This window comes from Streptomyces viridosporus T7A, from assembly GCF_008704515.1.
GTDB classification, from domain to species: Bacteria; Actinomycetota; Actinomycetes; order Streptomycetales; family Streptomycetaceae; genus Streptomyces; species Streptomyces viridosporus.
The window spans coordinates 4,177,100-4,190,819 of record NZ_CP023700.1; the positions used below are offsets into that span (position 1 = coordinate 4,177,100).

10 protein-coding genes and 2 tRNA genes are annotated in these 13,720 nt (G+C 74.8%); 6 read left to right on the top strand and 6 right to left on the bottom strand.

Annotated elements, in window-relative coordinates; translation table 11 throughout:
• Positions 1–95: 95 nt before the first annotated feature.
• Positions 96–186 (bottom strand) — tRNA-Ser (locus tag CP969_RS19390).
• A gap of 177 nt (positions 187–363) precedes the next feature.
• On the opposite strand from CP969_RS19390, the gene CP969_RS19395 reads away from it, so the two are divergent.
• Together CP969_RS19395 and CP969_RS19400 are read left to right on the top strand one after the other, a co-directional pair.
• Complete coding sequence (locus CP969_RS19395) at positions 364–831, top strand: SSI family serine proteinase inhibitor (RefSeq protein WP_016825533.1); 468 nt, start codon at positions 364–366, stop codon at positions 829–831.
• Positions 832–1,114: 283 nt separating this feature from the next.
• Positions 1,115–5,767, top strand: coding sequence for a hybrid sensor histidine kinase/response regulator (locus tag CP969_RS19400; RefSeq protein ID WP_150474949.1), 4,653 nt, complete (start codon positions 1,115–1,117; stop codon positions 5,765–5,767).
• Positions 5,768–5,878: 111 nt separating this feature from the next.
• Here CP969_RS19400 and CP969_RS19405 read toward each other — a convergent pair whose 3' ends face one another.
• The 3 genes from CP969_RS19405 to CP969_RS19415 all read right to left on the bottom strand — a co-directional run bounded on the left by CP969_RS19405 (position 5,879) and on the right by CP969_RS19415 (position 8,875).
• Positions 5,879–7,534, bottom strand: coding sequence for a long-chain fatty acid--CoA ligase (locus tag CP969_RS19405; protein WP_004986134.1), 1,656 nt, complete (start codon positions 7,532–7,534; stop codon positions 5,879–5,881).
• A gap of 123 nt (positions 7,535–7,657) precedes the next feature.
• Positions 7,658–8,218, bottom strand: coding sequence for a SigE family RNA polymerase sigma factor (locus tag CP969_RS19410; RefSeq protein WP_016825532.1), 561 nt, complete (start codon positions 8,216–8,218; stop codon positions 7,658–7,660).
• Between the two features lie 333 nt (positions 8,219–8,551).
• Entirely contained in the window at positions 8,552–8,875 is a 324-nt protein-coding gene (locus CP969_RS19415; protein WP_004986130.1) for a hypothetical protein, read from the bottom strand.
• 356 nt (positions 8,876–9,231) lie between these two features.
• On the opposite strand from CP969_RS19415, the gene CP969_RS19420 reads away from it, so the two are divergent.
• The 4 genes from CP969_RS19420 to CP969_RS19435 all read left to right on the top strand — a co-directional run bounded on the left by CP969_RS19420 (position 9,232) and on the right by CP969_RS19435 (position 12,822).
• A complete protein-coding gene (locus tag CP969_RS19420; RefSeq protein ID WP_004986127.1) occupies positions 9,232–10,098 on the top strand; it encodes a bifunctional DNA primase/polymerase in 867 nt (288 codons plus the stop codon).
• A gap of 78 nt (positions 10,099–10,176) precedes the next feature.
• Entirely contained in the window at positions 10,177–10,608 is a 432-nt protein-coding gene (locus tag CP969_RS19425) for a hypothetical protein (protein WP_016825531.1), read from the top strand.
• Positions 10,609–10,637: 29 nt separating this feature from the next.
• The gene (locus CP969_RS19430) at positions 10,638–11,171 is read left to right on the top strand and encodes a DinB family protein (protein WP_016825530.1); all 534 of its coding nucleotides are present in this window, start codon (positions 10,638–10,640) and stop codon (positions 11,169–11,171) included.
• 358 nt (positions 11,172–11,529) lie between these two features.
• Positions 11,530–12,822 carry a hypothetical protein gene (locus CP969_RS19435; RefSeq protein WP_026085051.1) on the top strand — a complete coding sequence of 431 codons (1,293 nt, stop codon included), beginning with the start codon at positions 11,530–11,532 and terminating at the stop codon, positions 12,820–12,822.
• 113 nt (positions 12,823–12,935) lie between these two features.
• On the opposite strand, the gene CP969_RS19440 is transcribed toward CP969_RS19435, so the two are convergent.
• Entirely contained in the window at positions 12,936–13,256 is a 321-nt protein-coding gene (locus tag CP969_RS19440) for a hypothetical protein (RefSeq protein ID WP_004986116.1), read from the bottom strand.
• A 374-nt stretch (positions 13,257–13,630) separates the two neighbouring features.
• Positions 13,631–13,717 (bottom strand) — tRNA-Ser (locus CP969_RS19445).
• Positions 13,718–13,720: the final 3 nt, after the last annotated feature.

Sequence of the window (13,720 nt, forward strand, 5' to 3'; positions counted from 1 at the left end):
GCACCCCTTGTGACCTGCGAAAACGCGGATAAGGGCGGTAACGGGGGTGGCAACGACGAAGCCCCGGCGGACGGGCCGGGGCTTCGTGATCGGGGCGGAGGCGGAGGGATTTGAACCCTCGATGGGCTTTAAGGCCCAAACCGCATTAGCAGTGCGGCGCCATAGACCGGACTAGGCGACGCCTCCCCGCGCCACCCTTCCGCGCGAGCGCGAGCGGGTGGTGCGTGCCGATGATGACACAGCCGCGCGGGCCGTCACCAATCGACCCCCACGGTACTAGGCAGGGAGCCCGCAGGGCAAAGCCCTTACGACCGGCACGTCGCGGTGGCGCAACGTTCCGTCTCCTCACGCGTTGATCAGGCCATGCTGCAGATCAACCTTTCGGACACCCCCCGGCTGCGACGGGTCCTCGTCGGTGCCGCCGCCTCCCTCACCGCCCTCGCCTCGCTGTCCGCGGCACCGGCGTCGTACGCCCGGGACATGCCGCCGGACGGCGACCGCCTCACCGTCACCGTGCGCGACGCGGGCGACGGGGTGGACGGGACGTACGAGCTGCGCTGCCGGCCCAGCGGCGGCAGTCACCCCGACCCCGCCGGGGCCTGTGCCGCCGTCGACCGGAACACCCGGTGGGGGGAGGACGCCTTCGCCCCGGTGCGGCGGGACACCGTCTGCACCCTGCAGTACGGCGGGCCGGCCACCGCCCGCGTCACCGGCACCTGGGCCGGGCGTCCCGTCGACGCGGCGTTCGACCGCGGGGACGGGTGCGGGATCGCCCGCTGGGACCGGCTCGTACCGCTGCTGCCCGAGGTGCGCTCCACGGGGCGCCCGTGAACCGGGGAACACGCGCCGGGGCACGCTCCGGGGCACGCGATGAGGGGAGGGACCCGGGGCGGGTAAAGGTCCTGCGAAGGTTCGGGCGGCGTCGGCGCAGGCCGTGGAGCGTTCCGGGCGATCCGGACGTCACATCGCCGTCACTTCCTCGTGCGGCCTCCACCCCATCCGGCGCCGCGAGCGCAACCTCAGCCCTTAGACTCCCTCGCGTGACACGTTGCGGGCAGGTTGGCAAGATGGCCCGAGCGGTCGGCACGTCGCGGTAACAGGGAGGAAGCGTCTCGTGAGCAGCAGGCCATCCCGAGGCGCTGCTCGCCTCGCAGCCATACTGGACGCGCTTCCCGACGCCCTGGTGCTGGTCAACGCCAACGGGACCGTCGTCAACGCGAACACCATCGCCCTGGAGGCCTTCGAGACCCCGGGCACGGCCCTGGTGGGACGCGGGCTGCTGGACCTGCTGCCGCAGTTCGACTCCAAGCTCATCCCGGGGTCCATGCGGCGGCCCGACCACATCGACCCCCGGGCGCGGACCAAGCCGACGCGGATGATCGCCCGGCGGACCGACGGGAGCGAGTTCCCGGTCGAGGTCACCAGCGCGAACCTGGAGAACGGCCAGCAGGACTACGACACTTACGGCTACACCGGCGACGAGCTGCTGATGCTCGTCGTCCGCGACCTCTCCGGCACCGTCGACACCGAGGCGGAGCTGGCGCGGTCGCAGCGGCAGACCGAGATGATCCTGCGGGCCGCGTCCGAGGGCGTCGTGGGGACCGACACCGACGGCCGGATCGTCCTGGTGAACCCGGCCGCCGCCCAGATACTGGGGTACCGGGCCGGCGAGCTCGGCGGGCGCGAACTGCACACGCTCGTCCTGCACTCGCGCGCCGACGGCTCCCCCTTCCCCTACGACGAGTCCCCGCTCGCCGACACCCTGCGCTCCGGGCGCAAGCACCGGGTGCGCGGGCAGGTGCTGTACGCCAAGAGCGGCGACAAGCTCCCGGTCGACCTGACCACCGCGCCGGTGCGCGACGGCGACCAGCTCGTCGGCGCCGTCATGACCTTCCTCGACCGGCGCCCCTACGACGCGCTCGTCAAGGAGAAGGAGGAGAGCGAGCGGCGGCACGCCGAGGAGCTGGAGCGCCTCGCCGAGGAGCACGGCTCCGAGCTCACCGCCCTGCGCCAGAGCCACGTCACCGAGATGGAGGAGCTGCGCGAGCAGCACGCGGAGCAACTCGCCGCCAACGAGGAGCGGTACGCCGCCCTCGGCGAGCGGGAGAAGGACCGCTACGAGGCCCTCGCCGCCCGGCACGAACAACTGCTCACCCTGCTCGGGCAGTCCCTGCGGGGACCGCTGGAGGAACTGCGCCGCGAGCTGGCCGCGCTGGCCGCGGACGACGCCGGGCAGCTGTGGCCCGAGGCCAACCAGGTGCTCCACCACCTGTCGGCCGGCTACTCCCGCATCACCACCCTCATCGACAACGTCCTCGGCTACCAGCGCCTCGACACCGGGGCCGAGGGCATCACCCGGACGAAGGTGATGCTCGACGCCGTCGTCGCCGCCGGCGTGGACGGGGCCGTGGAGCTCGTCGGGCCCGGCCGGGTGCAGTTCGCCGTGCACGCGCCGCCCATCGAGGCCGAGGTCGACTCCCGGCTGCTCGCGACCGCCCTCGCGCACCTCGTCGCGGACGTCGCGGGCGTCGACGCGACCGGCAACACCCCCGTCTCGACGGGCGGGTACCTGGACAACACGGTCGTGGTCGCGGCGGCGCAGCGCGGTGAGGTCGTCCGCATCGAGGTGCGCGGGCCGTACAGCGGCGGCGACCCGGTGCACGAGCCGATCGTGCGCGGGATCGTCCGGGCGCACGGCGGCGTGCTGCAGACGCACGAGGTGCCGGGGATGAGCGGCAGCGCGTTCGTCCTGGAAGTGCCGATCGGGGGCGGGGCGGGGACCGTCCCGGCCACCGAGGCACCCGCCGCGCCGGCGGACGAGGAGACCGCTCCGGCCGATGACGCCGCGCGGTCCACCGGTGGTGGACGGCGACGGGCACGGCGTGCCTCCGTGGACGCCTTCCTGGAGAGCGAGGTGGCGGGCGCGCAGCAGGCCTCCGATGCGGAGGCCGCGGCGCCCACCGGGCGGCGCAGGCGCCGGGCGGCCGCCCCCGACGAGCCCGCGCGGCCGCAGCTTCCGGTCCGGACGCCCGGCGAGGACGCGGTGGCCTCCGGCGGTACCGGACGGCGGCGCGGGCGGGCGGCCGAGGACGCACGGGCGGCCGCCGCGCTCGAGGGCGCCGCTGCTGGGGTGTCCGAGGGGGCCGTCGTCACGGCCGCCGAGCACGCGGCGGGGACCGCCGCGTCGAACACCGGGCTGGGCGGGACCGTACCGCCGCAGGGGGTGCCCACGCCCTCCGGACGGCGTGCCCGGCACGGGTCCGGCGAGCAGCAGGCCCTGCCGCCGGCGCTGCCCGCGCCGTCCCCCGGGAACGGTGGGCCGGCCGACGCGCCCCAGATCGCCCCGGTCCAGGAGCAGCCGCAGCCGACGGGGCGGCGCCGGCGTGCGCTGGCCGCCGCCACCGAGCGCGCGGCGGCGCAGGAGGCCGCGCCCCGTACGGTGTTCGCGCTGCCGCCCGCCGAGGCGGACCAGGGAGAGCAGGCCGGGCAGACCGGGCAGGCCGAGGTGCTCGGCCGGGCCGCGGCCCCGCAGGAGGACGGGGCGCCTCACGCGAGCGCGCCCGTGCCGACCGCTCCCGGTGACGCCCCGGTCGACGACGGGCGCCATGACGCCGTCGCGCACGACCAGGCCGACGACCACACCCCGCCGCAGCCGCATCCCACCAGCGCGCCCACGGGCCGCCGCCGACGGGCCGCCGCCCGGCCGACGGAGGCCCCCGGGACGGCCCTGCCCGCACCCGCGCCCATGCCCGTGCAGGTACCGGCCCAGGCGGGTGCGGCGCAGGCTGCTCCCGGGGAGGGCGCTCCGGCGCAGTGGGGGGCCGTGCCTCAGCAGGCGATGGCCGTTCCGCCGCAGGTCGCTCCGATTCCGGCGCAGGGCGCACCCGTTCCCCCGAGCGGAGCGGTCGCCTCATCGCCGGGCGCTCCGGTTCCGGCGCAGGGTGCTCCGGTTCCGGCCCAGGGCGCTCCCGTTGCCCCGAGTGGGACGGCCGTCCCGCCGCAGGGTGCCCCCGTGCCGCCGCAGGGTGCTCCGGTTCCGGCCCAGGGCACTCCCGTTCCGGCCCAAGGCACTCCCGTTCCCCCGAGCGGGGCGACTGTCCCGCCGCAGGGTGCCCCCGTGCCACCACAGGGTGCTCCGATTCCGGCCCAAGGCGCTCCCGTTCCCCCGAGCGGGACGGCCGTCCCGCCCCAGGGAGCTCCGGTCCCACCGCAGGGCGCCCCCGTTCCGTCGGCCGTTCCCCCGCAGGGTGCGCCCGTGCCCGGGCAGGCGCCGGTGGCCCAGCCGCCGGCACCCGCACCGGCACCGGCACCGGCACCGCCCCGGGCCGTCCCCGTCGCCGCCGAGCAGCAGGCCGTCGCCCAGCCGCTTCCCGCCGAGGCGCCCCCGGGTCAGGGGGCCACTCCGCCGAACGGCACCCCGGCCCCGCAGCAGTGGCCCGCCCCCGGAGACGCCTCCGGCGCCGGTGCGCCCCTCCCCCCTGCCCCGAACCCGCCGCAGCCGACCCCCTCCGCCGGCACGCCGCTGCCTCCCGAGGGCGCTCCGGCGCCGGCGCAGCGGGCCGCCCAGCCGTTGCCCGCCGAGGCCGCGGTGCCGGTGGACCCGAACTCCACGCAGGGGCGGGCGATCAGCGTGCGGACGCTGGGCCAGGGCGTGCCGTTCACCCGGCAGGCCGCTCAGGTCCAGCAGCCGCTGCCGTCGGCCACGCCGCCCCCGCAGCAGCCGGGCGGTTCGGGCCGCCGCCGCAAGCTCGGCACGCGTCCCGACGCGGTCGCGGGCGCCGAGCAGAGCGCGCGTCCGCACCCGTCGGCCGAGCCCGCCCCCGCCCGGACACCGGCACCGGCTCCCGCGCCGGCCCAGCCCCAGCACTCGCTCGGCGGGCAGTCCCGGCTCGCGCCGGCCACCGAGGGCACCGGGCGTTCCTACGCCATAGGCGCGCCGGACGCGGACGCCGCCGAGGGGCCCGAGCCGCTGGACGGCCCGGGCGGTGCCGTCGAGGTGGCGGACACGCCGCGTCCGCAGCCGATGGACGACGAACTGCCGCCGGAACCGCTGGACAACCCGCGCCGGCTGCTCGTGTGGCCCGCGCCGGACGTCTCCACGCAGCAGGCGCTGAGCGACCGCGGCTACCGGCCGGTGATCGTGCACTCGCGCGAGGAGGTCGACGCGCAGATCGCGGCGTTCCCCGCCGCGCTGTTCGTGGACCCGCTGACCGGTCCGATCACCCGCACGGCCCTGCAGTCGCTGCGGCAGGCGGCGGTGGCCGCCGAGGTGCCGGTGCTGGTCACGGCCGGACTCGGGCAGGCCTCGCGGGACGCGGCCTACGGCGCCGACCCCGCCGTTCTGCTGAAGGCGCTCGCGCCGCGGGACAGCGAGCAGCACCCGCCGCGGGTGCTGCTGATCGAGGAGCACGCGGAGATCGCGCTGGCGCTCACCGCGACGCTGGAGCGGCGCGGCATGCAGGTGGCACGGGCCGGGAGCGACGCCGACGCGGTGGCGCTGGCGGGGCAGTTCCGGCCGAACCTGGTGGTGCTGGACCTGATGCAGGTGCGGCGGCGGCAGGCCGGGTCCGCCGGGATCATCGACTGGCTGCGGGCGAACGGGCAGCTCAACCGCACCCCGCTGGTCGTCTACACCGCCGCCGTCGACCAGGCCGACCTGCCGCGGCTGGCGTCCGGCGAGACGGTGCTGTTCCTCGCGGAGCGGTCCACCAACGACGAGGTGCAGGCCCGGATCGTCGACCTGCTCGCGCGGATCGGCACCAACTGACGCCGGGCCGCCCGCGCCCGTCAGCAGGTCGGCGGGCGCGGGGCACGGACGTGCGCCGGGCGGTGGGCGGGAGTGCCGCCCACCGCCCGGCGCGTGCGGTCCGGGCCGGGGTCAGATCCGGCTGACGTCCAGCGCGCCCTCGGCGTACTGCCTGCGCAGCACCTTCTTGTCGAACTTGCCCACGCTCGTCTTCGGCACCGACTCGATCACCGTCCAGCGCTCCGGGAGCTGCCACTTGGCGATCCCGCCCTCCTCCTGGAGGAAGGCGCGCAGGACGGCGAAGTCGGCGGTGGCGCCCTCCTTGAGGACGACCGTGGCCAGCGGGCGCTCGCCCCACTTGTCGTCCGGGACGGCGACGACGGCGGCCTCGGCGACGTCCGGGTGGGCCATCAGCGCGTTCTCCAGCTCGACGGAGGAGATCCACTCGCCGCCGGACTTGATGACGTCCTTGGCCCGGTCGGTCAGGGTGAGGAAGCCGTCGGGGCTGATGATGCCGACGTCACCGGTCTTGAGCCAGCCGTCCTCGCTGAACTTGTCGGCGGGGCGCAGGGGTTCGGCGCCGGGGCCGTTGTAGTAGGCGCCCGCGATCCACGGGCCGCGCACCTCCAGCTCGCCGGCCGACTCGCCGTCCCAGGGGAGGCGCTCGCCGCCGGGGCCGGTGAGGCGGGCCTCGACGCCGGCCGGGAAGCGGCCCTGGGTCAGCCGGTAGGCGAACTCCTCCTCGGTGCCCACGGCGTGGGCCGGCGGCCGGGCGATGGTGCCGAGCGGGGAGGTCTCCGTCATGCCCCAGGCGTGGCAGACCCGCATGCCGAGCTTGTCGAACGCCTCCATCAGGGAGGGCGGGCAGGCCGAGCCGCCGATGGTGACCTGGGTGAGGGCGGAGACGTCCCGGGGCCTGGCGGTCAGCTCGGCGAGCAGGCCCTGCCAGATGGTGGGGACGGCGGCGGCGTGGGACGGCCGCTCGCTCTCGATCATCCCGGCGAGCGGCGCGGGCTGCAGGAAGCGGTCGGGCATCAGCATGTTGACGCCGGTCATGAAGGTGGCGTGCGGCAGGCCCCAGGCGTTGACGTGGAACTGCGGAACCACGACCAGCGAGGTGTCCCGGTCGGTCAGGCCCATCGACTGGGCCATGTTGACCTGCATGGAGTGCAGGTAGATCGAACGGTGGCTGTAGACCACGCCCTTGGGGTCACCGGTGGTGCCGGAGGTGTAGCACATGGCGGCGGCGGCGCGTTCGTCCAGCTCCGGCCAGTCGTACGCGGTCGGCTTCCCGGCGATCAGGTCCTCGTACTCGTGCACCTGCACGGAGGCGTCCGCCAGCGCGGAACGGTCCCCGGGGCCGGAGACGACCACGTGCTCGACGGTCTTCAGGTGCGGCAGCAGCGGAGCGAGCAGCGGGATCAGCGAACCGTTGACCAGGACCACCCGGTCGGCGGCGTGGTTGACGATCCACACGAGCTGCTCGGGCGGGAGGCGGAGGTTCAGGGTGTGCAGGACGGCGCCCATGGAGGGGATCGCGAAGTACGCCTCCACGTGCTCGGCGTTGTTCCACATGAGGGTGGCGACCCGGTCGTCGCCGGCGACGCCGAGGTCCTCGCGCAGGGCGTGTGCCAGCTGGGCCGCGCGGGCGCCGATCTCCGCGTAGGTGCGGCGGTGCGGTTCGTCCTCGCCGGTCCAGGTGGTCACCAGTGAGGTCCCGTGGATCGTCGACCCGTGCGTCAGGATCCTCGAGATCAGCAGCGGTACGTCCTGCATGGTGCTCAGCACGGCGTCCTCCTGGGCGACATTGCCTGCGCGGCGGTAAGAGTTGCGCTGATTCTGCGCACATACCACGCGGTATGTCACTAGGGGAGCGACGATCGATCACACCCCGAGGCATGACAATTCTCCTCAAGAGCGAACAAACCCCAGCTCAGGATCGTCGCGCAACTTGCCCAGCGCCCGTGACACGGCCGACTTCACCGTGCCCACCGACACCCCGAGCACCTCGGCCGTCTGCACCTCGCTCAGGTCCTCGTAGTACCGCAGGACGACCATCGCCCGCTGCCGTGCGGGCAGTCGCATGATCGCCCGCCACATCGCGTCGCGCAGCGCCTGCCGCTCGGCCGGGTCGTCGCCACCGGGCACCGGGTCCGGCTCGGGCAGCTCGTCGCAGGCGAACTCGTCCACCTTGCGCTTGCGCCACTGCGAGGTCCGCGTGTTCAGCAGGGCCCGGCGCACATAGCCGTCGAGCGCGCGGTGGTCCTCGATGCGCTCCCAGGCGACGTACGTCTTGGCGAGCGCGGTCTGCAGCAGGTCCTCCGCGTCGCTCGGGTTCCCGGTCAGCGACCGGGCGGTCCGCAGGAGCACCGGCTGACGGGCCCTCATGTACGAGGAGAACGACGGGTACGGGAGGGTCTGCGCCGCGGGGGCGGCGGCGTTCGAGGCGCTGGTGCAGACGGGTGTGGTCATGGCTCAACGCTATGAGCGGGGACATGTCCGGCGGATCGGCCGCAGGTCCCGAAGCCGAGTCCCCCTCAGGTTGTAGGGGTGGGGCCCGCCGCACCTCCTGTAGGTGGAGGAGAGGGGGCGGAACCCTGCGGGTTCGCCCCTGGGGGGGTGGCCCCCGAGGGCGGCACCGGTGCGCGGCCCGGCGCCACCGGAACCGGCCCCGCCGCCGCCCGGTGTCCCGCGTCCGGCGCCTCACACACGTCTGCGCGGCGGTACCGAAGCACCGCCGCGCAGACGCCCTGCACCCCACGAAGCACACCCCTGGGCCGTCGGAGGACCGACGGCCCCCTCACCTCACCACAGCGGGCTGAAGCTGATGGCCACGTTGTCGTTGCCCTGGTTGACGGCCGTGAACGCCGAACCGTCGACCTGGGCGGTGTTGCTCTGGTTCGCCGCTCCGGAGCCGATGGCCTGCTGCTGCGTGGTCGCCGAGTTGCCGGAGTTGTCGCCGCCGACCCCGCTGCCGAGGACACCGGCGTCGGCGCCGGTGGCCGTCGCGTTCGATCCGTCGTCCGCGAGGGCGCCGTTGTCCGCCGCCGCGACACCGGTGAAGAGGGCGGCCGCGAGTGGAAGGGCGGAGACGGCGGCGATGACACGGGCGGTACGGATGCTTGCCATGTTGTGTTCCCTCCAGAACAAAGGACGCACCGGCTCGTGGCCGCTTGTGCGTGCGGTACGGCTGGTACCGGAGGAGTCGGCCGACCCGTCCGGCGCTGTGCACGACGTCGCGGGATCAGAGTTGCCCACCGCCTCCCCGCGAACCACCCCGGAAGGCGCTCTTCGCACGGAAGCGTGACGACCCGCCGATAAACCCCTTCACCCCCTCGCGCCCCGGCATGACCGCACAGGGGCGGTACCACCCCGATCCCCGCAAGGGGTGAAGCGTTCCGGCACCTCTCCGTCCCCTCACCACCCCGGCGCGCCGCGCCCGCTCCCCCCTTTCCTTTTTCGAACGCCCGTACGAATATAGAGATATGGCCACCCCCGACCGGCAGGGCGCGACGCTGGCCCTCGCACACGCCCTGTCAGCCGCCGAGCGCGGTCTGGCCGTCATCCCCCTGTCCCGGACGAAGCTCCCGGCCCTGCGCTCCCCGCACCGCGACGACCCCGACCCCGCCCCCTGCCACGGCGAGTGCGGCCGCTCGGGCCACGGCGTCCACGACGCCTCCACCGACCCCGTCCGCATCCGCGAGCTGTTCGCCGCCGCGCCCCGCGCCACCGGCTACGGCATCGCCTGCGGACTGCCCCCGCACCACCTCATCGGCATCGACCTGGACACGAAGGGCGGCACGGACCCCTCCGCCGCCCTGCGCGAACTGACGCTGCGTCACTCGTTCACGATCCCCGCCACGGTGGTCGTACTGACCCCGAGCGGCGGCCGTCACCTGTGGCTGAGCGGCCCGCCGGACGTCGTCGTCCCCAACTCCGCGGGCCGCCTCGCCCCCGGCATCGACGTCCGGGGCGCCGGCGGCTACCTCGTCGGCCCCGGCTCCCGTACCGACCACGGCACCTACACCACCGCCCCGGGCACCGCGCACCTGCCCCCGGCGGCCTGCCCGCCCGCCCTCCTGCGCCTGCTCCTCCCGCCGCCCCGCGCGCACCGCCCGACGCCCCCGTCGACCGGCGAACACGGCCGGGGACTGGTCCAGTTCGTCCTCGCGGCGCACGAGGGCCAGCGCAACACCCGCCTGTTCTGGGCGGCCTGCCGCGCCTACGAGGACGGCATCGGCCCCGCCCTCGTGGCCTCCCTGGTCGACGCGGCCCGCAGCACCGGCCTGTCCGAACGCGAGGCCCGCGCGACGATCGCGTCGGCGGCGCGGATGGTCGGGCACCGCCCCTGACCGCCCTGCCCCTCGCCCCGCTCCCCCACCCCGAAAAATCGAAAGACCCCGATGTGCCACCGCCTTAGAGTGCCGACCATGGCACTCGCCCGCGTCGTCCTCGCCTCCGGCCGCTCGGTCGACCTCTGCGAACTGCGGATGTCGTCGACGTACGGCGGACTGCTCGAGGGGTATCCCTGCAAGCCCCTCAACGACCGCACGATCGACCGGCTGCTCCGGTCCGCCGGACAGGCCTTCGCCGGAGCCCCCGTCCACCTGGTCCCGCCCCCGCGCGAGTACCCCGACCAGTACGCGGGCGCCTTCGGCCCCGTGGAGGTGCTGCCCGCCGTGACGTGCGTCGGCAGCTTCCGCTCCGAGGCGCTCGACCCGGCCCACGACCGCGCGCTGTACCGCTCCCGCCTCACCGTCGTCTGGTTCCAGACCGCCCCGCACGTACCGTCGGGCTGCGACGCGGAGCCCGCGCTGCGGGACCTGCCCTGGGAACGGCTGGCCGAGGACGAGGAACTCTGACCCTCCTCCGCACCGCAGAAGGACGCCGCATGAGCACCCCCGCCCCCACCACCCGGACCGGCCTGCTGCGCTGGCAGTTCGAGCTGACCTGGTCCCTGTTCGAGTACCACCTCGAGCGGCTGGAGCCGGAGGACTTCCTGTGGGAGCCCGCGGCCCACTGCTGGACGGTGCGCCGGTCCCCGGAGGGCGCCTGGGTGCCGGACTGGGCGGAGACCGAGCCCGACCCCGTCCCCGTGCCCACCGTCGCCTGGGTGAGCTGGCACATCGGCTGGTGGTGGAGCGTGGCCCTCGACCACGCGCGGGGACACCGCCCCCGGGAGCGGACCGACGTCACCTGGCCCGGTGAGGGAGCACCGACCGTGCGGTGGCTGCGCGGGCTGCGCACGGAATGGCTCGCGGCCCTGGACGGCCTCACCGACGCCGATCTGGACGCCACGGCCCCGTTCCCCCGGTCGGACGATCCGGCGTACACCGTGGCCCACATGCTCGCCTGGGTGAACGCCGAGCTGATGAAGAACGTCACGGAGATCGGCCACCTGCGCCTGCTGCGGGCGGCCTCGTAGCTCCGGACCGGCCGTGTCGTGGGGCACGGGGTGACGGGCGCGCGCGATGATGCACACGTATGGGGTGACGTCAGTCCGGGTCTCGCCACACGTACGGGTGAGCGTCCGACCGGATCGCCTGGGTACGGAACCGCCGGCCCGCTGTCCGCGGAAAACCGGTTCCGATGACGGTCCGGGAGGCGAAAAGACCTGGTCGAAGGGGCTTTCCGGGAAAGGGGGCCGCACCGCGGAAGGCGTGCGCGGACACCTTCCACCAGCGGCGTGCGCGTGTCTACACCGCCCCAAACGTCCTGATTGTTCAGAATGTTGCCCACTGCCCCAGTTGAAACTATGAAGTTTCGTTGCCGAGGAGCATGACATGCAGGTTCGCAGGTGGCTCCCAGACCAGCCCACCCGTATCGGTCGGCACGACTGGCCGGACGAGGGGGACAACGGAACGCACATGCGACTGCGGGCCGGCTCCATCGTGGTACTGGACCGGCAGGCGTGGCGGATCCTGGAGATCAACGGCTACCCGAGCGACCGGTGGCCGGACTCCTACGAGAAGGCCTGGCGTGACCACGTGGAGCTGTGGTGGCACGCCAACGAACTGCGACGGGCCAACAACCAGACGGTCAAACCGGCCCCCGAGCGGGCCGAGTTCTACAAGCGCCCGGTGGTGCTGGTGCTGCGCAACGAGAACCTGCCCCGCTCCGCGCCGAAACACTGGTGCGCTCCCGCCAGCCACGACTGGCGGGTCCTCCCCGAGCACCACGCCGTCTGCCGCGCCTGCGGTGAGCTGCCGCCCTGCCACCACGGGGAGTACCGCTGGGAGGGCGGCCCCCGCTGGCCGGAGCAGAACGGCGGCATCCCGCTCATGGTGCCGGAGGGCTGCTGCATGGGGTGCGCCGAGCCGATCAGGCCGCGGGTGCGGACCGTGCGCTTCCCGGGGCCGAACCTCTGGTACCCCGACCTGGGGGAGGACACGGCCGTCTTCCACGCCCGCGCCTCCTGCGCCGACCAGGTCGACTGCTACCGCATGCAGTGGCAGACCGAGTACAACCCGCGTCCCGCCGCGCGCCCCGCCACCCTCGCGTTCCCGGGTTTCGAGCACTTCGTCCTCCCCCGGACGCGTCACGCCCCGGACGTGCCCGCCCACGACCCGCGGACCTCCCGGGACCCGCATCCCGTGCAGCCCGCACAATCCGCGCAATCCATGCAGCCCGCGCAGTCCATGCAGCCCGCGCAGCTCGCGCAGTCCGCGTCGGCGCGGCCGGGGGAGGAGGAGTGCACCTCCGTGACCGGTGACTTCGGCGCCTTCCCCGCCCCGTTCGACGGGCACCGGAAGGAGCCGGGGAACGACTCGTCCCCGACCGGTCCGTCGGCACCGGCCGCGCCCGAGCCGCCGCACCGGCCGGCCCCCGCGGCCACCGGCGCACCCGCGGCGGACCCGGTGGCACCGGCGCCTCCCCCCGCGGCCGAGGCGCCCGCTCCCGCCGCCGAGAGCGTCGGGTCGGCCCTCCGGTCGGCGCAGGAACTGGACCTGGCCCTGGCGGGAGGCCCGGCCTTCCACAACGCGGAGCAGGCGGCCCGGGTGATCGAGGAACTCACCGCCGCGGTCCGGAACATCGCCCTCTGCCTGAACAACCCGCCCGCCCGCGAACGCTCCTGAACCACGGACGGCCGGACGGTGGGCCGGAGGGGGCAGGCCCCCGCGCCGAAGGGGCACGCCCCCGAGGCGCCCCCCTTCCGACCTGCCCTCGAACCGCCCCGAGGGCGGCGCCGTCATGGCCGGGGCATGCCGTCGTCCCGCCGGCGGCCGCCCGGGCGCCGGCTCACCAGCATCATGAGGAGCCCGGTCAGCAGGAGTCCGCTGCCCGTCAAGGTCCCCCACTGCCGGAGGTCGATGTCGCCGACCACCAGCCCGAAGACCAGCTGGCAGCACAAGGCGGCGGCCACCACCAACCGGCCCCACCCGTGGAGGCGCACACGGTGCACCGGACGCCGGTTCCCGGGAAACACCCGGCCCCGGGCGACGGCCGCCACTCCCGAGGCGGCGACGAGCGACGCCGTCAGCACCAGGAACACGGCGATGCAGAGCCGCACGACTCCCCCTCCCCGCGCACCGGATCCGCACCGAACGCCCCGTGATCATGGCACCCGTCACACTCCGCGTCCACGCCCCCGCGCGGCCACGACCTCCCCGCCCGAAGCCGCCCGCCGATCCCGTCGGGGACTTCGACCACGCCCCGGGGACGGCTGTCCACGGGCCGGCTCCGGACCTCCCCCGCAGAGGACGCGGTGGTCTGCGCGCACCCGTCCGCGCCCCGTCCGCGCCCCGTCCGTGCCCCGTTCGTGTCCCCGTCCGGGCCCGGTCGAGCGGGAGCCCACGGGAGGACGTGGCGCTCGGCGGACAGCGCACAGCACGACGGCCCCTGACCGTATGACCGGGTCAGGGGCCGTTCTCACTGCTCATCGCGCGGAGGCGGTGGGATTTGAACCCACGGTGACATCGCTGCCACGACGGTTTTCAAGACCGTTCCCTTCGGCCGCTCGGGCACGCCTCCCCG